The 20,000-nt window shown below is 33.9% G+C and carries 15 protein-coding genes and 1 pseudogene; 14 read left to right on the forward strand and 2 right to left on the reverse strand.

The annotated features are described in order from the left end of the window. The first annotated feature begins 2 nt into the window (after window positions 1–2). The 6 genes and pseudogenes from ABWU50_RS01550 to ABWU50_RS01575 all read left to right on the forward strand — a co-directional run bounded on the left by ABWU50_RS01550 (window position 3) and on the right by ABWU50_RS01575 (window position 6,997). Window positions 3–683: a virB8 family protein gene (locus tag ABWU50_RS01550; protein WP_353276055.1), complete on the forward strand. Its 681-nt coding sequence runs from the start codon at window positions 3–5 to the stop codon at window positions 681–683. Next, on the forward strand, window positions 670–1,470 hold the full coding sequence (gene virB9 / locus ABWU50_RS01555) for a P-type conjugative transfer protein VirB9 (protein ID WP_353276056.1): 801 nt from the start codon (window positions 670–672) through the stop codon (window positions 1,468–1,470). Before ABWU50_RS01550 ends, virB9 begins: the two co-directional genes overlap by 14 nt. A gap of 16 nt (window positions 1,471–1,486) precedes the next feature. Further along, a complete protein-coding gene (locus ABWU50_RS01560) occupies window positions 1,487–2,983 on the forward strand; it encodes a TrbI/VirB10 family protein (protein ID WP_353276057.1) in 1,497 nt (498 codons plus the stop codon). A 1-nt stretch (window position 2,984) separates the two neighbouring features. Next, window positions 2,985–3,977: a P-type DNA transfer ATPase VirB11 gene (gene virB11, locus ABWU50_RS01565; protein WP_353276058.1), complete on the forward strand. Its 993-nt coding sequence runs from the start codon at window positions 2,985–2,987 to the stop codon at window positions 3,975–3,977. 30 nt (window positions 3,978–4,007) lie between these two features. Further along, on the forward strand, window positions 4,008–6,023 hold the full coding sequence (locus tag ABWU50_RS01570; protein ID WP_353276059.1) for a type IV secretory system conjugative DNA transfer family protein: 2,016 nt from the start codon (window positions 4,008–4,010) through the stop codon (window positions 6,021–6,023). A 122-nt stretch (window positions 6,024–6,145) separates the two neighbouring features. Continuing rightward, window positions 6,146–6,997: pseudogene (locus ABWU50_RS01575) on the forward strand (P44/Msp2 family outer membrane protein). A gap of 179 nt (window positions 6,998–7,176) precedes the next feature. On the opposite strand, the gene prmC reads toward ABWU50_RS01575, so the two are convergent. Together prmC and ispF are read right to left on the reverse strand one after the other, a co-directional pair. Further along, window positions 7,177–8,016 carry a peptide chain release factor N(5)-glutamine methyltransferase gene (gene prmC / locus ABWU50_RS01580; protein ID WP_353276060.1) on the reverse strand — a complete coding sequence of 280 codons (840 nt, stop codon included), beginning with the start codon at window positions 8,014–8,016 and terminating at the stop codon, window positions 7,177–7,179. Between the two features lie 606 nt (window positions 8,017–8,622). Next, on the reverse strand, window positions 8,623–9,960 hold the full coding sequence (gene ispF / locus ABWU50_RS01585) for a 2-C-methyl-D-erythritol 2,4-cyclodiphosphate synthase (RefSeq protein WP_410542066.1): 1,338 nt from the start codon (window positions 9,958–9,960) through the stop codon (window positions 8,623–8,625). A gap of 84 nt (window positions 9,961–10,044) precedes the next feature. Here ispF and ABWU50_RS01590 point away from each other — a divergent pair, with 84 nt between their 5' ends. From ABWU50_RS01590 to polA, 8 genes are all read left to right on the forward strand, one after another. After that, a complete protein-coding gene (locus tag ABWU50_RS01590; RefSeq protein ID WP_353276063.1) occupies window positions 10,045–10,953 on the forward strand; it encodes an alpha/beta hydrolase in 909 nt (302 codons plus the stop codon). A 49-nt stretch (window positions 10,954–11,002) separates the two neighbouring features. Next, a complete protein-coding gene (locus ABWU50_RS01595) occupies window positions 11,003–12,076 on the forward strand; it encodes an AI-2E family transporter (protein ID WP_353276064.1) in 1,074 nt (357 codons plus the stop codon). A 129-nt stretch (window positions 12,077–12,205) separates the two neighbouring features. Continuing rightward, window positions 12,206–12,841 (forward strand): DnaA ATPase domain-containing protein, encoded by a 636-nt coding sequence (locus tag ABWU50_RS01600; RefSeq protein WP_253309351.1) that lies wholly within the window; start codon window positions 12,206–12,208, stop codon window positions 12,839–12,841. A 372-nt stretch (window positions 12,842–13,213) separates the two neighbouring features. Further along, complete coding sequence (locus ABWU50_RS01605; RefSeq protein WP_353276065.1) at window positions 13,214–14,200, forward strand: tyrosine-type recombinase/integrase; 987 nt, start codon at window positions 13,214–13,216, stop codon at window positions 14,198–14,200. 55 nt (window positions 14,201–14,255) lie between these two features. Then, on the forward strand, window positions 14,256–14,981 hold the full coding sequence (locus tag ABWU50_RS01610) for a lysophospholipid acyltransferase family protein (RefSeq protein WP_319604560.1): 726 nt from the start codon (window positions 14,256–14,258) through the stop codon (window positions 14,979–14,981). Window positions 14,982–15,032: 51 nt separating this feature from the next. Then, window positions 15,033–15,302: a 30S ribosomal protein S20 gene (gene rpsT, locus ABWU50_RS01615; protein WP_353276066.1), complete on the forward strand. Its 270-nt coding sequence runs from the start codon at window positions 15,033–15,035 to the stop codon at window positions 15,300–15,302. 80 nt (window positions 15,303–15,382) lie between these two features. Continuing rightward, window positions 15,383–16,633 carry a citrate synthase gene (locus tag ABWU50_RS01620; protein WP_353276312.1) on the forward strand — a complete coding sequence of 417 codons (1,251 nt, stop codon included), beginning with the start codon at window positions 15,383–15,385 and terminating at the stop codon, window positions 16,631–16,633. Window positions 16,634–17,417: 784 nt separating this feature from the next. Continuing rightward, a complete protein-coding gene (polA, locus tag ABWU50_RS01625; RefSeq protein WP_353276067.1) occupies window positions 17,418–19,982 on the forward strand; it encodes a DNA polymerase I in 2,565 nt (854 codons plus the stop codon). Window positions 19,983–20,000 lie beyond the last annotated feature (18 nt).

The following is a 20,000-nucleotide window of genomic DNA, read 5'->3' on the forward strand; positions in this document are numbered from 1 at the left end:
AAATGCTAAGATTTTTTAAGCGAGAAAAAAATACTGAATCCTTAGATAAGGATATAGATTGGAATTCAAACCGCTACAGCATAGTTATTGCTCAAAGGAATATTCTACTTTTATTTGCATTAATATTATTAGCAACGATCTCTATCAGCATATTAGTCATATTTAAAATTAGCACAAGTAGCACTATTGAGCCATTTGTTATAGAAATTGACAAGAAATCAGGAATAGTGCAATTGGTTGATCCTGTCACAGTAAAACAATATTCTGCAAATGAAGCGCTAAACTATTATTTTATTTCAGAGTATATAAAAGCAAGGGAGGTTTTTGATCCATATCATTATAATTATAACTATTATACAAAGGTGAGGTTGTTTTCCTCACCTAATGTGTATAATGAATTTAGAAATTATGTAGGATCACAGAATATGGATGATCTTTTTAATTTGTACTCAGATACCAAAAGTGAATTTAAAATTCGCTCAATTCAAAAATTGGGTAACGATGCTCTTCAGGTGAGGTTTTTTGTGGAATTTATACGGAAAGATGGAAGTTCCACAAGAAAAAATAAGATAGTTATTATGTCATATAGATATGCATCGCTTGAAATGGATGATCAGCAAAGATATATTAACCCACTAGGATTTCAAGTTATTTCATATAGAGTAGATGATGAATATGTATAGGATATTATTAGTTTTAGCTTTACTTGTAAGTGGCAATTTAAACGCATCCATTAATTATAATGAGCCTATTTCTGTAGATAGTAGAATAAAGACTTTTGTGTATAGCCCTAATGAAGTATTTACGGTGGTTTTTAGTCAGGGTTACTATTCTTATATTGAATTTGCGGAAGGAGAAAAAGTTAAAAATATCGCTGTTGGTGATGCATCAAGTTGGAAAATTAATCCTTATGACAATAAATTGCTTATCATGCCATTTGAAGTTAGTAGTCGCACTAACATGATTATTACAACAACTAAAAAAAGAAATTACATTTTTGATTTAATCTCAAGGCCAAACTACGATAAATACCCAGATACTGATGCTAAGAAAGTGGGTCACGATTATTCTGCTGAAAAGGATATATCTTACGTAGTACGTTTTTATTATCCTCAAGAAGAAGGTGAATTTGATGTTGATTTAGATGAGGTTTCTTTACCTACTCAAATGCAATATACTACAGACAAGCCAGAAAAAATAATACAAGAAAATGATACGAAGTACAATTATACATATATTGATGAAGGTGGTAATGCGGATATAGTTCCGATTGAGCTATTTGATGATGGTTATTTAACCTATTTAAAATTTAGAAATAATAATAAAATACCTCAGATTTTTGTAGAAGAGGAGGATAAACCTTGTAAAAGGCTGTTATTTGATGATTATGTTATAATAAAAGGAGTACATAAAAAGCTATTTATGCGTTGTGAAGATGGTGAAGTTGAAATTATAAATAGGTTACTTTAGCTGTGGTATATGCAATATGAATAAAGAAAGGCGTAACAATTCAGAAGATGAATCAGAAATAGAGAACAAGGTAGTAACAGTTGGCTCTAATCAAGGTCATAGGGCATTGATGGTCATTATTTTAGTGCTTCTGGTTGGTGGAGTGTATTATCTCTATTTTAGTCCTTCTCATAAAGAGGGTTCAGAAGTTATTAAAAAAGAGGAAACAAAGCAAAATGTTCAAGAATTGAAGGGAAAGTTGGAACAAGTTCCAGATAATGTAATGGTTCCTGAAAGAATAATAACTGATCCCTTACCACCCTTACCTCCTCTTCCTACACCACCAATCATACCAGAAATAAAACAAATTAGAAAAGAAGAAGAGAAACCAAAAGAAACTCCTGTGTCAAATATACCTATTTTGCCAAAGCAAAATTTTCCTTCTAGTAATGTTATGGGCAATTTACCTACCTCGTTTCCTACAATAGGGGGTAGCGGTTATCCTAGAGACAGACGTAGTGCACAAATGTTAACAATTTCAAGTGATGGTGGAGAGAATAAGGCTGCTGATGCTATTTTATCTGACACTTCAGCACAATCGAGCAAAGCTACCAGAGTAGGAAAGCTTGGTTTAATGGTTACTCAAGGTAAAATTATTGATGCTGTTCTTGAAACTGCAATAAACTCTGATCTGCAAGGAATGCTGCGTGCTATGGTGAGTAGAGATGTTTATGCAGAAACTGGTGATACAGTTTTAATACCTAAAGGCTCAAGATTGATAGGCAATTATTCATTTGACTCGAATGTTGCTAAATCTCGTGTAAATATAAACTGGAACAGAGTGATTATGCCACATGGAATAGATATTGCCATCTCATCACTTGGTACTGACGAGCTTGGTAGAGCAGGGATAGCAGGAATAGTTGATAATAAAATAGTAAGTGCATTATTCTCTTCAGTGGCACTTGCTGGTGTTTCAATTGGTTCGACTGTTATAGGGCAAAAGGCCTCTAATCTTATTGATACGCTAACTGCTATGGATGCGGTGAGATCCATTACTGCAACTGAAATAGATATCTCTTCTCTCAAAGGGGCTATTGTTGAGAGATTGGAGGATGCTATAAAAACTGAAGTTGGGAGGGTAGGAGACGAAAAATGGAAATTGGGTCTTAGGGCTATTGAAAAAATTCGGAATGCTAAAAGTGATCAGGATTTACTGAGAATAATAAAGGAAGAAATAGTAAGTGTGATAAAAAGTTCTGGAGCTAGTGGAGTTGATGCAATTACTAGTGACAATATCGGTATAACTTTAGACGATGTACGTCAACTGTTGAGGCAAACTCAGAAAAGAAGCAAGTCTGTTTATGATAAAGCAATCGGGAAATCAATCGAGGATTTTTCTAAAGATATGCGGGATATAGTAGGCAGATACACAGATAAAAAACCAACTATTTATGTTGATCAAGGCACCGCGTTGAAAGTATTTGTTAACCAAGATATAGTATTTCCTTCACAGGCAATATTAAATCAATGAAATGAATTATGCTGCACTTGATACATATTTGGAGCCATTACAAGGCATATTTCAAGAAGAAGGCGTAAATGAAATATCAATAAATAAGCCAAAGGAAGTATGGATTGAAAATCGCGGTGAAATAAGGTGTGAAAAATTAGAAGTATTCGATCTTAACCATTTGAAATCTCTTGGCAGACTGATTGCTCAAGCTACAGAACAAAAACTTAGCGAAGAAGCACCTTTACTTTCGGCAACATTACCAAATGGTTATCGTATACAGATAGTATTTCCACCAGCATGTGAACCTGATAAAGTAGTCATGTCGATTCGTAAGCCTTCTATCATGCAATTAGCACTCGATGATTACGAAAAAATGGGGGCTTTTTCTGAAACTGTTACAGAAGCAACTGATAATCCAGTTGACCGTCATTTGGATTTACTGTTAAGGCAAAAAAAAATAAAAGAGTTTTTAGAATACGCTGTAATAAGTAAGAAAAATATTATAATTAGCGGTGGAACTTCCACTGGTAAGACTACTTTTACTAATGCTACTTTGCGTGCTATTCCAACTGAGGAAAGAATTATTACTGTTGAGGATGCAAGGGAAATCGTTTTGAACGATCATCCAAATAGAGTGCATCTGATTGCCTCCAAAGGAGGGCAGGGCAGAGCAAAAGTAACCACTCAAGATTTGATAGAGGCGTGCTTACGTTTAAGGCCAGACAGAATAATAGTTGGTGAGCTCCGTGGAGCGGAAGCTTTTAGTTTTCTTAGGGCGATAAATACTGGTCACCCTGGATCAATATCAACCCTTCATGCGGATAGTCCAACAATGGCCCTTGAGCAAATAAAATTGATGGTTATGCAGGCAAATCTTGGCATTCCTCCAGACCAAATTATACCATACATTAGAAATGTGATTGATATTGTTATTCAGCTAAAAAGAACCGGTGGGGGCAAAAGAAGCATTTCTGAGATATTATTTACTAGATCTGCAAGCGAAAATGCTTAAATTTATACATAAGTTAAAAAAGAGTAGTTTATGAGTAATGGAAATCACCTACGTAATATTCTCATAGGAGGTGTAGTAGCTTTTAGCGTACTTGAGTTTTGCTTCTATCTATCTGGTATATTGTTCTTTCTATTAGTTGACGGTCCGGATGCTATGGATTTTAAGGCAATTAATCCTAGTTTGACGCCTTTCCCTCAAGCTCTTTGGCCAACGATTTTTGATCATATACAATATTGTTGGCACCACCCAGAGTTATATAGCCTTGAGCTCAAATTTAAATTAATTCTATCTTCTACAATGCCTATTGTTGTTTTAATGATTATCTTATGGAATTTAAGAGAAAGGATAATTGAGTGGCGACCATTTAAAAAGAAAGAATCACTTCATGGAGACTCGCAGTGGGCATCAGAGAAAGACATACGAAAAGCAGGATTAAGAAGCAAAAAGGGATTATTGCTTGGTAAAGATAAAAGAGGATACTTTATTGCTGATGGGTTTCAGCATGCATTGTTATTTGCACCTACAGGTTCTGGTAAGGGTGTTGGCTTTGTAATTCCTAATTTATTATTTTGGACTGACTCGGTAATTGTACACGACATAAAATTAGAAAACTATGAAATAACAAGTGGTTGGCGAGAACGACAAGGACAAAAAGTATACGTATGGAATCCAGCGCAGCCAGATGGAATAAGTCACTGTTACAATCCATTGCAATGGATTAGTAAAAAACCTGGGCAGATGGTTGACGATGTGCAAAAAATAGCTAACCTCATCATGCCTGAACAAGACTTTTGGCAAAATGAAGCAAGAAGCTTATTTGTTGGAGTGGTATTATACTTACTTGCTGCACCAGAGAAAGTTAAATCTTTTGGTGAAGTTGTGCGTACGATGCGTAGTGATGACGTAGTTTATAATCTTGCTGTTGCTCTTGATACAATGGGTAAAATACTACACCCTGTAGCATATATGAATATTGCAGCTTTTTTACAAAAAGCTGATAAAGAAAGGTCGGGTGTTGTATCAACTATGAACTCATCGCTTGAATTGTGGGCAAACCCATTGATTGATACTGCAACTGCGTCAAGTGATTTTAATATTTTAGATTTTAAAAAGAAGAAAACTACAGTTTATGTTGGTTTAACTCCTGACAATTTGACTAGGCTCAGGCCTTTAATGCAAGTTTTTTACCAACAGGCAACTGAGTTTTTATGTAGAAAATTGCCATCGGATGACGAGCCTTATGGCGTATTGTTTTTAATGGATGAGTTTCCTACACTTGGAAAAATGGAGCAATTTCAAACAGGTATTGCATATTTTCGTGGTTATCGAGTTAGGTTATTCTTAATTGTTCAAGATACTGAGCAGCTCAAAGGAATATACGAAGAAGCAGGAATGAACTCCTTTTTGTCAAACTCGACTTACAGAATAACTTTTGCAGCCAATAATATTGAAACAGCTAATTTAATATCGCAACTTATAGGAAACAAAACTGTACAACAAGAATCGTTGAATAAGCCTAAATTTTTAGATTTAAATCCTGCTTCAAGGTCGTTGCATATCTCTGAAACACAGAGGGCATTGCTATTGCCTCAAGAAGTTATTATGTTGCCACGCGACGATCAGATAATTTTAATAGAGTCAACTTACCCAATTAAATCAAAGAAAATTTTGTACTATAGTGATAGCACCTTCACAAAAAGACTGCTCAAGCAAACTCTTGTGCCTACACAAGAACCATATGACCCAAACAAAGTTCTTTCTGCTGCTGCGAGCAAAGATAAGGTTAATAACGAGGGGAATAATGCTCTTGAGGGGCCTAATTCAGTTGATTATCCTGCTGAAACTAAAACAGAGGATGCAGTGTATGATGAATCAGATGAATTTGCAGACGAAGATATTGATGATGAAGATATTGACGATAAGTTTGAAGATGATGATGACGGGTTTGATGACGAGAGGAGCGATGATGGGTTTGATGACGAAGACGAGGAGGATGAATTTGAAGATGAGGATATTGACGATAAATTAAAAAATGATCAAAAATAAAGGTTAACTTTGCCTATTTTTAGCTCAGAAAAGTGCAAGTTATGCAAATAATTAGGTTTTTCATATTAAGCCATTTTTAATTAATTAGTATTAGATTAGCTATTTTAACTAGGGGAGTAGTAATGATTAGTAAAAAAACATTAGCGGTTACAGCACTTGCTTTGCTGTTGTCACAACAATCTTTTGCAAGTGAAACAGAAGGGTTTTACTTTGGCAGTGGGTATTACGGTCAATATTTAAATTACATGGGTGAGTTGAAAGCAAAAATTGGAGATACTGCTGCTACAGCTGCCAATAAGGTATCTGTAAATGACAGGGATGCTCAGAATACAGAAGGTCAATTACTAAGTAAGTATAAAGGAGATTATAACCCGCCTTTTGCTGCAAATGTAGCATTTGGTTACACAGGAGAATTGGGTAATAACAGCTACAGAGTTGAATTAGAAGGAATGTATTCTTCCGTAAAAGTGGATAATATTGATTTAACAAGCAGCCAGATGACAATATCCTACATAAAGGATAAAACTACACTAAAAGAGAAATATGGAGCAATAGTCAATCATGACCAGATAGAAAACGCGTCTTTAATGGCAAATGTTTATCATCATTGGAAAAGTGACCGTTTCTCTTTTTCTCCTTACGTTGGTATTGGAATCGGTGCAACAAGAATGAAAATGTTTGAAAAACCGTCAATAAGACCTGCAGGTTAATTAAAAGCTGGCCTTGATTATTGCATAAACGAAGATGTAAATATGCATATTGGATATAGAGGTTTTGGTGCTATTGGTAGCAGTGAGTTCAAACTAGAAACCTCAAAGTGGGATCCCAATTTTGATAATGGCAAAGGTAAGCCAAAAGGTAAAATGGTTAAACAAACAGGTGATAATCAAGTATCTACTACCATACAGAATGGCTTTTTTCATACACACGGCATAGAGGCTGGTCTTACTTTCCACTTTGCCAGCAAAGCTTAAACATGTTGCCCTTTTAAAAAATGCATGGCTAACCAAAACCGTTCCTGTCATACTATAGCTTGACCATAGGATCCAGTTAAATATAGATCCCAGTGTAACGCACTGGGATGACGAGGTAGAGGGTACTGGAATGACATAGGATAATATGGGATGAAGGAGATAATACAAGAAAACATTAGCTATGTTTTTTGCACAACAATGCACCTCTTCATTCCTGCCAAATCATGTACATATTCCTGAAAAGCTAATTTGTATGAGGGTATTATTTTGTCAATATCATTTTGATCTTCACCTATCTCCAATATTGCAAACCCATTTTTTTTAAGGCACTTTTTCAATATTGGAAAAATACTCAAGTAACAGTTTAAACCATCAATTCCACCATCAAGAGCAATTCTTGGTTCCTTTTGCACTTCGGCTTGCAGGTCTTTCAATTTGCTTCTTTTAATATATGGAGGATTACTGATTATAAGATCGAATGAACCTCTGCACTCTGTCCATGAGCTTGGAAATATTTTGGCTCTGCTGAGGAGATTATGTTTCTTTGTGTTCTGATAGGCAACTTTGTATGCTTCCAAGCTTTTTTCAAAACCGATCCCAACGGCATTTTCATACTCACTAAGTACGGATATCAATAAACAACCTGTGCCTGTACCAAAATCTGCAATTTTTAGTCTCTGCTTTTTATTTGGGTAAGATTTTAACACCGTTGAGATTAGTGTTTCACTATCTGGTCTTGGATCCAAAACATGCTGGTTAACTATAAAATTTTTACTCCAGAATTCACGATTACCTATTATTTGCGATATTGGATATCTTTCCGCTCTTTTTTTTGTTAATTTCCAAAATAAAAGTTCTTTCTCCATCGGCACTTGATCAGCATGGTTCATAATTATGAATGATCTTTCCACTCCAAGTACGTGCTGCATGATGATTTCACAATCTAAATGTGGTGATTCAACTTTATGTGACGATAGTAACTCCGATCCTTCTTGAATTAAAGTGCTGATTGTTTTCATTATTCTAAAAATGTGTTCCTTTCAGCCAAGAATAGCAATTCCAATTTAGGGTAGCTGCACTAAATCCAAGTGTCAAGCATGGGTTCTTGCATAAACTAAACAGAAAAAAGATACAAGGTATTATTTTAGATATAAGCTATAAATATTTAAGAAATTTACTAAATGAAAAAAAAGGCAAAAGAAGCCCCGTGGTTGGCTAATTACTTACATTATACTTTCAAGTATGGCGTTTTTTTATTCTAAACACTTAATAACCGCGATTCAGCTGCTTTTAAACCGCAACTAATCTAAATTATAAACGTTAAGAAATTTACTAAACAGAAAAAAAGGCAAAAGAAACCCTAGGGTAGCTAATTATTCACTATCCATTTTTTAAGTTGGCGTTTTTTAATGTTTTAAATGCTTTATAAGCGTATTTCAGCTTGTATAGGTAAAAACCTAGAAATTTTATAAAGACATAGAGTGCACATAGTGCAAAAAATTAAACATGAGACGCCAGATACGTGAGTTTTTTTGTCATTTAATCTGTACAGAGAAGATAAATAAATAGCTTCAGTGTTTATGGTAAGGGGGTTGGCGGAGTTTGTCAAGGAAGTTTTTTCGTTTCTATTCCCAATAAAAGTTTGTATGCAATAACACAGAAGCATATGCTGCTATTCCTTCATTTCTTCCAAGAGAACCTAATTTTTCTGCAGTGGTTGCTTTGACATTTACGAATTCATCATCAATCTCTAATGCTTTTGATATGAATTTCTTCATTTCTACTTTGTAAGGCGATATTTTAGGCTCCTCACAAACTATAGTAATATCTAAATTAGACACGCTGTACCCTTTTTCCTTTGCTTTTTTAGCAGCAAAGTCAAGAAAGTGAGATGAATTGCAATCTTTCCATTCAGAGGAACTAGGAGGAAAGTGCTCTCCTATGTCGCCACATCCCAGTGCTCCGAGTATTGCATCAACGATTGCATGTATTGCAACATCACCATCAGAGTGCGCTTCTATTGCCATGTTGTGTTCAATTTTCACACCGCAAATTTTTATAAAGCTCTCAGCACCATTTTGAACTTTAATGAACTTATGTATATCATAACCAGTTCCGACACGAAATTTTGGCTCTTCAAAGAGAAGCTTTGCTATATTGATATCCTCTTTTGTGGTTAACTTAAAATTGCTTTTCTCACCTTTAATAATCGCAACATGTTTTTTGTGCTCTACCATTAGTGATGAATCGTCAGTAAATTCTTTGTCTGATTGATGGCACGATAATAATTCTTTGAAATTAAAAATTTGAGGAGTTTGTATGGCTCTGAGTTTTCCTCTTGAAATCGTAGATTCAACGAAATTATTACCCACCAATGACATAGTGTCTTCGACTTCTATTGCTGGTACTACTCCTGTATATTGATCATTAATCATGGACTGAGCCAAGTTATCTATCAGAACATCTGACACAAAAGGCCTACAAGCATCGTGTATAACTACAAAATCTGGGTTAACTTTTTGTAAGCTTTCAAGCCCTAGTTTAACTGAATTTTGCCTGTTTTCTCCTCCATATATTGGACTTAGTAATTTAGTATCTACACCTCCTGTCATCCCAGTGCTTGACACTGGGATCCATTCTTTTTCTTTTTTTCTAGATTCCAGCGTCACGCGCTGGAATGACATCAAGGAGTGTACTGCTGATTTTTCACTTAAATAATGGTTGGATAAGAGATCCATTGCTTCCCTATAAAAACTTTCATGGTCTCTATTAATTGCTATTCTTATGTAATCTATATATTGGTTAGCCAGAAATCTTTTAATTGCATGAAATAAAACAGATTTACCTGCAAGTTTTGTATACTGCTTAGGAATTGTGTTACTGCATCTACTGCCTACTCCTGCTGCAACTATTAATGCTGCTATTTTGTATTTCTTAAGTCTGTTAGTGTGCATATTTATCATTTTCAGCGTAAGTGTATAGTAACAAGTTATTTACAGTTTTAAAAAAAGAGTGTATTATCTTATAAGATATAATACGATGCTAGAATGCACATTACTAAGTGTAATAAAGAAAATGAGATACACCTTATATTCTTTCATGGAATAGGGGATAATCATAAAAATGCTCAACAATGCTTACAGCATTTATGTGGCAGAAATAGGCTAAAAGCTATTGCTCATACACATAAATATCCGGCTATATTCCAAAACTACATAGCTTATGCTGCAGTTAGCTTTTTGTTCCTCGTGGTATCTGTATCAGCGCCCATTGCAATATTACTACTTATAAGCCCCATAACAGCTGGAGTAGTTGGTTTAGCAAGCTTAGCTGCTCTAACCTGCATTTTTTTATCCGTAATGCTTATTATTATTCCCTTTATAAATAGAGATCAAAGTTTGCTTAAGCCCTCGATAGAAGAAATCAATGAATTAATGGACAAGGGTGTGAGGCCTGAAAACATTATACTTTTTGGCCATTCCTTTGGAGGAGCAGTTGCATCGGCAGTTTTGAAGCACTTTGCAGACAAAAACGTTAAACTTGGAAGTGTTATTTTTACTAGCACTTTCAGCTCTTTTCATACAGCAATAGGGCATTTTCCGATCCCTCAAGCAAAAATTTTAAGTATGTTGTCCTCATCCATTTTTAAAAAATTGCTAAAGGCTTTAGATCTAGATTTTGATTTAGTGAACGATATACGAAAGTTGCGAGATGAGGGAAAATTGAATATGCCAATAATAGTTATTAATAGCAAAAGAGATTACTTAATACCACAACCTGCACAATTGGCGCACGCAATAGAAAATGATGTATTGCTACGTGGAAAATTGATCAAGACTGTTAATTCGAAAAGGTATGAAGATGATCCACATAACGGAGTTTTATTCAGTCAAGAATTGGGTGAAAATTTGATTGACCTAATACTTAATAAAATTGATAAAACAATGAATAGATAGTATTTACAATAAACTGTATATTTTTCAGTAAATTGACTATGCTAAACGCATGCAAAAACGTCATATAACTATTTGTTTTATACTGCTTTTTATAATAGGGATGTTATTCCTGATGCGTCCTATGATTTTTCCATGTTTAATGTCTATTGTTATTGCATATTTGTTTAATCCGCTAGTAGTCAAGTTTGAAAAGTATAGAATACCGCGTTCATGTTCTGTAATTTTTATAATACTTGTTTTATTAATAGCTTTTATACTAGTTATAACATTTGTTTTACCTATTATATATGTTCAAATTACTTCAATATTAAATTTCTTAGTGAGTAAAGTGCCTTCATTAAAACTTAAAGTAATCCCCTCTGTATTAGAATTTCTTAATATAAAAATCGAGGATAGCTTATTTGATCACTTATCTAAAAATCTAGCAGAAAATTACAGCGACTATGTATCTTATTTCATAAATGCTCTTGATATTGCTAGTAACTTTATAATCCAAGTGTTAAGTTCAAGCTTTAGCTTGATTCACACGGTATCATTAATGGTGATTACTCCTGTAGTGTTTTTCTATATATTACGTGATTGGCCTTTAATTATAGAAAAAGCTAATAAATTAATACCTGTTTCTTATAGAGAAAAAGTTGCAAATTATTTTTCCAAAGTGGATTTCATCATATCTAATTATCTAAAGGGGCAGGTAAATGTATGTATTGTCATGATGGTCTTTTACTCTGTGAGCCTGAGCATAATCGGATTGAAACACTCTATTGTTATTGGAATTTTATCAGGAATATTAACGTTCATACCTTACGTAGGACCATTATTATATACCATTATTGGGTTTTTGAGCGCTATTACTCAATTTAGTGAATGGTTTAAAAGTGCTGCCGTTTTGCTATTATTTGGTGTTGGACAATTAATAGATTCAAACATATTAGTTCCTTTATTAATAGGAAAAAAAGTTCATATACATCCAACTGTAATTATTCTGGGAATTACTATATGCGCTTCATATTTTGGATTTACAGGTATATTACTTTTTATTCCAATAATAGCAATGTTCAATGTATCAGTAGAATATGCAATCAATAAATATTTTAAAAGTGAGCTTTATAAAAACGGCTAACAGACCTTTTGCATAATCAATTTATGGTAAGAGGAGAAATGAGCCCAGAATACCTGAGATATTTGAGGAGCATAAGTAAATTTCTGCGCAAAAATTACTACCAGAAAGAGGTTACGTAAGAGGTTTAATGTGCAATTAAATTTATTTAACAACAATCAAGCTGATTATAGTCGGCAAAATTACATCATCTTAGATGAAAATAAGCACATATATAATTCAGTAATTGAGGATTTATCTTGGAAATCTCTCATTCTTTTTGGACCTAAAAGCTCTGGTAAAACTCATCTTGCTCATATTTGGCAGTCAATAAACGATGCAATTTTTATCAATGTGAATAACTTTGTAAGCGAGATTAGGTATAGCGATGCTTTTATTTTAGAAGACGTACAAAACATTAAAGATGAAGAAATGTTATTACATTGTTACAATTACATGAAAGAAAATGATAAGAAGCTGCTAATCACTTCTTCAATTTCACCAAAAAAACTTAACTTCAAACTAAGAGATTTAAGTTCTCGAATATTATCAACTATCAGCGTAAAAATTTTGCCTGCAAGCGAAGAATTATTAAGAATCATGCTAATAAAACGATTTTCAGATAAACAGTTAAAAATTGATTTAAAAGTGATTAATTATATTTTAGCAAGAATAGAACGTTCTTTCTATAGCATTGATAAAATTATAGAGAAGATAGATAATGAATCTATAGGGTCAAATGTGACCGTTCCTTTTATTAGCACTTTATTTAAAAAAGATGCCATTTGATTTCTTCTTTTGTAAAGTACTCATTGTATATATTAAAAATTTATTAACACCCAAACACTAACGTAATTGAAATCTCTATCTGTCCATGTTAGAATTATAATAAATGTTATGTTATAATAAATATAGATAGATACAGCTAAGAAGTATTCTATATTTATAGTAGAGCTCACTTTATAAGGTGTTTTTTATAGATTTGACGTTATAATTTAACTATGATAAGAGTAAGATTAAATTTAAAAAAAAGGTTAAAGCAAAGGTTTGTGATGTTTACTCTATTGATAAATGCCTTATTTGTCTCATATTTTCTCATAAGACACATAGGAAACACTTCCAATCAAATTATAGCTAAAGAAATAAATATAGGAGCTGATAATGAAAAATAAACAGTCGCAAAATAAAAAAGAAAATCTTTACATAACATATTACATAGATGCTTTGGCTTCAGAGAGGTCCGCTACACAAAATACTCTGGAAAGTTATCGTTCGGATTTACACCAGTTTGAAGAATTTTTATTAGAAAGCGGCACTACCTTGGTTGGCGTAAACAAAACCAATATTAAAGATTATGTGAAATATCTATGTACACAAAAAAAATATAAAAGTAGCTCTATATCAAGAAAAATATCCGCTACGAAAAATTTCTATAAGTGTCTATTTAATGACGGAATAATAGATTTTAATCCAGCACCGGCTAATGATGCTGAATTAAAGAATCCAAAAGTTTCTCGTCCTTTGCCTAAGTATTTAAGTGTCGAAGAAATATTTTTGCTAATGGACGCAGTGAGAAAATCAGCAAGCGAATCGAATAAAGAGATAAGCAGTAAAAGGCTATGTGCGATTTTAGATATCCTTTACTCTTCTGGAATGCGTGTTTCTGAACTAATTGATATGAAGTTATGTGAAGTGTCACATTTAATAAACAGTAATAACAAAGAATGCTATATAATAATAAAAGGAAAAAGTGGTAGAGAGAGGCAAATTCTTTTTAATGAACAAGCATTGCAGAGCCTTAGAAATTATTTATCAGTTCGTGACAATCTGATCCCTAACGAAAAGGAATCCGATTGGCTATTCCCAGGTGATAAACCTAATAAACCAATTACAAGGCAGAGGGTCGGTCAATTAATGAAGGAGTTAGCAAGAAAATGCAATATTGATGAAAATAAGGTCTCTCCACACGTGATTAGGCATTCTTTTGCTACCCATCTACTGGATAGCGGAGCAAATATTGTGTTGATACAGAAAGTTCTTGGCCATACTAACCTTTCTACAACACAAATATATACTCATATTGCTAACGAAAAGTTAAAGGACAAATTAGCTGATTCGCATCCTATTACTCAGATGATCAATAATTAAACTTATTGCTTTTAATTTGTAGTAAAGTTAAATTCAAATAAGTTTATGTGAGTTTGTGATTTCAAGTTTATTGTTTAATTTCTTCCTTATATTATGGGAAGTATTCTATACTTTAATTGCTCTCCCTGTAATTTTCTTTCCTGAGTATGTAATAACCATTTTCCTCGTCTGTTCGGTGAGAGTTGTATTATTCATGCTGCGTTTATTATGTGGCATTAAATATGAAGTGAGGGGAATGGAAAACATTCCTAAGCAACCTTTTATCATTGCATCTAAACACCAATCTCCATTTGAAACATTTATTTTTATACTACTATTTAGAAAAGCGGTTTTTATTTTAAAACGTGAATTGAAATGGATTCCATTCATTGGTTTACATCTTATAGCGCTGAAAATGATTTTTATTAACCGTTCAGATGGTATCAGTTCTATACGCCATATAATTAAACTAGCAAAAATGCGTATAAAAGAAAATAGAAGCATAATAATATTTCCTGAAGGTACAAGAACGACTATAAACCAAAATATAAAATATCAACCGGGTATTGCTGCTTTATATAGCGTATTATCTGTTCCTGTGTTACCGGTTGCTTTAAACACTGGTTTGTTTTGGCCAAAAAGCATACTTTCTCTGAGAAAGAATCCCGGAAAGGCAGTAATAGAAATATTGCCCCCAATATATCCTGGGTTAAACAAAAATGAATTCTTGCAAAGTTTAGAAAAAATTATTGAAGAGAGAAGCAGTAGATTAACCATAGAAAAAACTGATATTGCAAATTAACAAAAAAACTTTATAATTAAAAAAAAAGTACAGTATTTTAGGTATTAATATATGGCAAATCATAAGAGTGCTAAAAAAATGATAAAGGTAATAGCAAAGCGCACTTTAATAAATAAGATGCGGAAAAGTAAAACTCGCACCGCTATTAGAAAATTGGTTGATATAATCAAGTCTGGCGACAAAGAAAATGTTGTTCTGGCATTTCAGAATGCTGAATCTAATTTACACAAGTGTGTGAATAAAGGTGTTATTCATAGGAATACTGCTGCGCGTAAAATAAGTCGCTTAAATGCAAAAGTAAAAGCATTGATGACCGCTTAATACGGTTAATGTAAAGTTAACTGTATTAATATATACTCTTCAGTTTGTATATTCTGTATAAAATTTAAGTAGCTTAAGTGATGGATAAAAAAGTGCTATTAGAACTAAGTAATGGATTAAAAATTGAGCTACCCATATTAAGTGGAACAATAGGTCCTGACGTGTTAAATATCAAGGATTTATATAAGACGACAGGATTATTCACTTATGATCCAGGGTTTGTTTCCACAGCTTCATGTTCTTCTTCGATTACATTTATTGATGGAGATGAAGGAGTTCTTAAATATAGGGGACATGATATAGCTGATTTGGCAGAGAATAATAGTTTTACTGCTGTGATTTATTTATTACTCTATGGTGAACTACCCAGTTCAGAGCAACACAAAAAATTTCTTCTCAAAATACAAGAATCATCCAAAGTATCAGAGCAAGTTACAAATGTAATCAAAGCATTTCCAAAAACTGCTCACCCTATGTCGATTTTAGTTGCATGTTTTGCAAATTTGTCAGCATCTTACCATGAAACACATGGCAACAATGTCAATGGTGAAGATTTAGATTTTGGAATTTCTGCAATAGCACAAGTTCCTGCAATTGTTGCAATGATTTATAGGCATATCAATAATCAGGAATTCATAAATGCTAACAATGAATTAAGTTACAGTGAAAATTTCTTAAAGATGATATTTGGCGATGCTGTTGATAATGATAAAAGCGCCCTTTTTGTAAAAGCTCTGGATAAAATATTTACTCTCCATGCTGATCATGAACAGAATGCTTCTACGGCGGCTGTCAGATTGGTGGGATCGGCTGGCTCTAATCTGTTTGCAAGCCTCTCTGCAGGAGTTGCTACACTTTGGGGACCAGCACATGGTGGAGCTAATGAAGCAGTTATAAATATGCTAAAAGAGATAGAGCAAAGTGAAGATATAGATAAATTCATCGAAAAAGCTAAAGATGATAAAGATCCATTTAAATTGATGGGATTTGGACATCGTGTTTATAAAAATTATGATCCGCGCGCGCGGATATTGAAAGACGCTTGTCATGAGGTTCTAAGTAAACTAGAACAAAATAATGAATTGCTCAAAATTGCAAAAAAACTTGAAGAAATAGCTTTAAAGGATGAATATTTTATCGTGCGTAAGTTATATCCAAATGTTGATTTTTACTCAGGTATAATAATGAATGCTATCGATATTCCCTCAAATATGTTCACGCCTATTTTTGCACTTGCAAGAACCACTGGTTGGGTTACTCAGTGGTATGAAATGATAAATGATAAAGAAACTAAGATCTGTAGACCAAGGCAACTCTATTTTGGTAAATAAATTTATTTTCACTTCATTAGACTTCTTGTATAACCCAAGCTAAGTAGAAAAAAGGTATAGCTAACACGTCATACCGTGATTTATTCACGGTATCTCTAGATCCCGCTAACAAGTAGCGGGATGACGAGATGCCACCGCGAACCGTCATACCGCGATTCATTCGCGGTATCTCATCCGCTAACACGTAGCAGGATGATGAGGTTATCGTCATACCACCGCGAACCGTCATACCGCCGCGGTATCTCACCCGCTAACAAGTAGCGGGATGACGATTGTCGGTGAACCTAAGTTACTTTAGCTACAAACGTTAAGAAATTTACCAAGTAAAAAAAAGGCAAAAGAAGCCCCGAGTAGCGAGTTTTGACTCTATATTACTGTAAGTGGCGCTGTAATAATGTGCTGACGCTTAGTTTAAGCGCGGTTTGGCTGAATGTAGAAAAAATTTAAAAGACATGCAGCCGCTATAATTTTATGTAATCCGCCAATAAGTACCCTAAGTTTTTTACTGAATTTTGTTATTGAGCCTGCAGGTCAAAAACAAGTTTTGAGTCATAAACACCCTTAATCCCATGATAAGGGGGCTGGCGGAGTTTGTCAAGTAAGTTTTTTCGTTTCTATTCCCAATAAAAGTTCGTCATATGGTTATGCAAGAAGTCTAATTGGTATAACCATTCATGAATGCTATTTTCGGCAGAATCTCTTACAATGCTCAAAAGCAGAAAAACAAAAACTTGATTTTCGCAGCTAAATAGTGGACCATCAAAAGCACGCATAAATATCTACAATGAAAGAAAAAACTTTCACAATCATCGATGGCTATGGTTTTCTTTTCAGAGCTTACTATGTACTACCTCACTTAATTACCACAACAGGAATGCCAATAGGTGGTGTATATGGCTTTCTGAATATGGTTCTTAAGTACATTGCCCATTCGGACTACTTAACTATAGCACTTGATGCAGGAAAAAAGAATTTTAGGCACAATTTATATCCTGAATACAAAGCAAACAGAGTAACGCCTCCTGAGGATCTAATTCCACAGTTCACCATACTGAGGGAAGCGGTAGAAGCTTTTAACCTCAGCTATGAAGAAATTGAAGGTTATGAAGCAGATGACATAATCGCAACACTAGCTGCAAAATACGCCAACCACCAAGACTTTAAAGTGGTAGTCGTTTCATCAGATAAAGATTTATTTCAACTCTTGAACCACAATATTTTAATATTCGACCCCATTAAAAATATATATATAGATGAAAAACAAGTAATAGAAAAATTTGGTGTAAACTCACACAAGCTTCTTGATTTATTTTCTCTAACTGGTGATGCATCTGACAACATTCCAGGCGTTCCGGGAATAGGTCCGAAGACTGCAGCTAAATTACTAGATGAATTTGATTCATTGAATAATATTATAGAGAACATTGATAACATCGAGCAAACGAGGATTCGTAATATTCTTGCTGAACATAAGGAAAAAGCGCTAATTTCAAGAGAACTTTTATCACTATGCGAAAAAGTAGACCTTCAACATGATATTGCAAAATGTGAAGTTCGCCCTCCAAATGTGGAAAAACTATTATCCTTTTTAAAGAAGTATGAATTCAATTCCTTAATAGGTAAAATAGAAAAGCTTTTTTCCTATAATGGATCTAGCACAAAAGAGAAAATAGAATATAGTAGTGAAGAGTTAGAGAAATTTTTGGAGCATTGTAGATATGAAGGCAAAATTGCAATTCATTACCACCTTGAAAACAATGTATTAAGTCTATCTTATAGCGAAAGTAATATTTTTTGTATAGAGCAAGATAGCATACAAAATGCACTCATTACAATCAACTCAACTTTACTCTCAAATGGGGTGCTTAAAATAATACATAACATTAAAGAGATGAGGAAAATCTTCCCTGCAGTGGAGAAGATGCTAGATTCAGTTGATGATTTGATGATAATGTCGTATAGCTTGGATACAGGAAAACATGATCACAGTATTCCAAACATAGTTGCGCATAATTTGAGTGAAAATGCAGAAATTTTCTCGGCAAAAACTTTAATAGCAATTCATGAAAAGCTAAAGCAAAGGTTATTTCAGGAAAAATTGTTCACAATTTACGAGCGCTTCGATAAGCCACTTATGAAAGTAATATTTGATATGGAGAAAAATGGAATATTGCTGAACATACAAAAATTACAGGAGCTGTCCGATAAATTTCAGCAGGTAATTGCCGTGCTTGAAGATGAGATATATAACTTAGCAGAGGAAAGATTTAATATTGCTTCGCCAAAGCAATTAAGTGATGTTTTATTTAATAAAATGGGGCTTAATAAAAAGAAAAAGTCAAAATCTGGATCGTATAGCACCAATTATGAAGTTCTAGAGGCACTCGAAGAAGAAGGGGTAGAAATTGCAGGTAAAATTTTAAGTTGGCGACATTTAAGTAAATTGAAGAGTACCTACACTGATGCATTAATAAAACAGGTTGATCCGCTCGATGATAGAATACACACAAGCTTTTCAATAACTGCAACTGCAACTGGAAGGCTGAGCTCCAGCAATCCTAATTTACAGAATATTCCTATCAGAAGCGAAGAGGGAAATCTTATCAGACAAGCATTTATTGTGCCAAAAGGGTGCAAGATAATCTCTGCTGACTATTCGCAAATAGAATTGAGGCTCCTGGCACACGTTGCAAACGTTGCAGCATTTAAAGAAGCTTTTGCAAACGGACAAGATATTCACGATATCACCGCTAGGCAAGTTTTTGGAGTGCAAGAAATAGATGAGCAATTAAGACGCAAAGCAAAATCCATTAATTTTGGAATTATATATGGAATCAGCCCGTTTGGCCTTGCAAAACGGCTTGGAATTACCATTGCGGAAGCTGCTGAATACATTAATTACTATTTTTCCTGTTACCCAGAAATAAAGGTCTATATGGAAAAAGCAGTGTCTATCGCAAGATTGCATGGTTATGTAGAAACTTTGTTTGGCAGGAGATGCTTTGTAAGAGACATAAACAATACAATTCCTTATGTAAGACAATTTGCAGAAAGGGCAGCAATAAATGCACCACTGCAAGGAACCGCTGCTGATATAATAAAACGTGCGACGATTCAGCTTTTTGATCAGTTAAAAGTAGGTAAAATAATCCTCCAAGTTCACGATGAACTACTGGTTGAAGTAGAAGACGAAAAAGTACAAGAAACAGCAAAACTTATGAAAGACGTAATGGAAAATGCAATAGAAATTTCTATACCACTTGAAGTAGAAATAAAAATTGGCGACAACTGGGCTCTTAATTATGACTTAAACATGGCGGATTCTAAGAGTATAGATTATTTGAATTAATATGAAAAATATGCTACA

This window comes from Wolbachia endosymbiont (group A) of Pipizella viduata (assembly GCF_964028555.1).
In the GTDB taxonomy this organism is placed as follows: domain Bacteria; phylum Pseudomonadota; class Alphaproteobacteria; order Rickettsiales; family Anaplasmataceae; genus Wolbachia.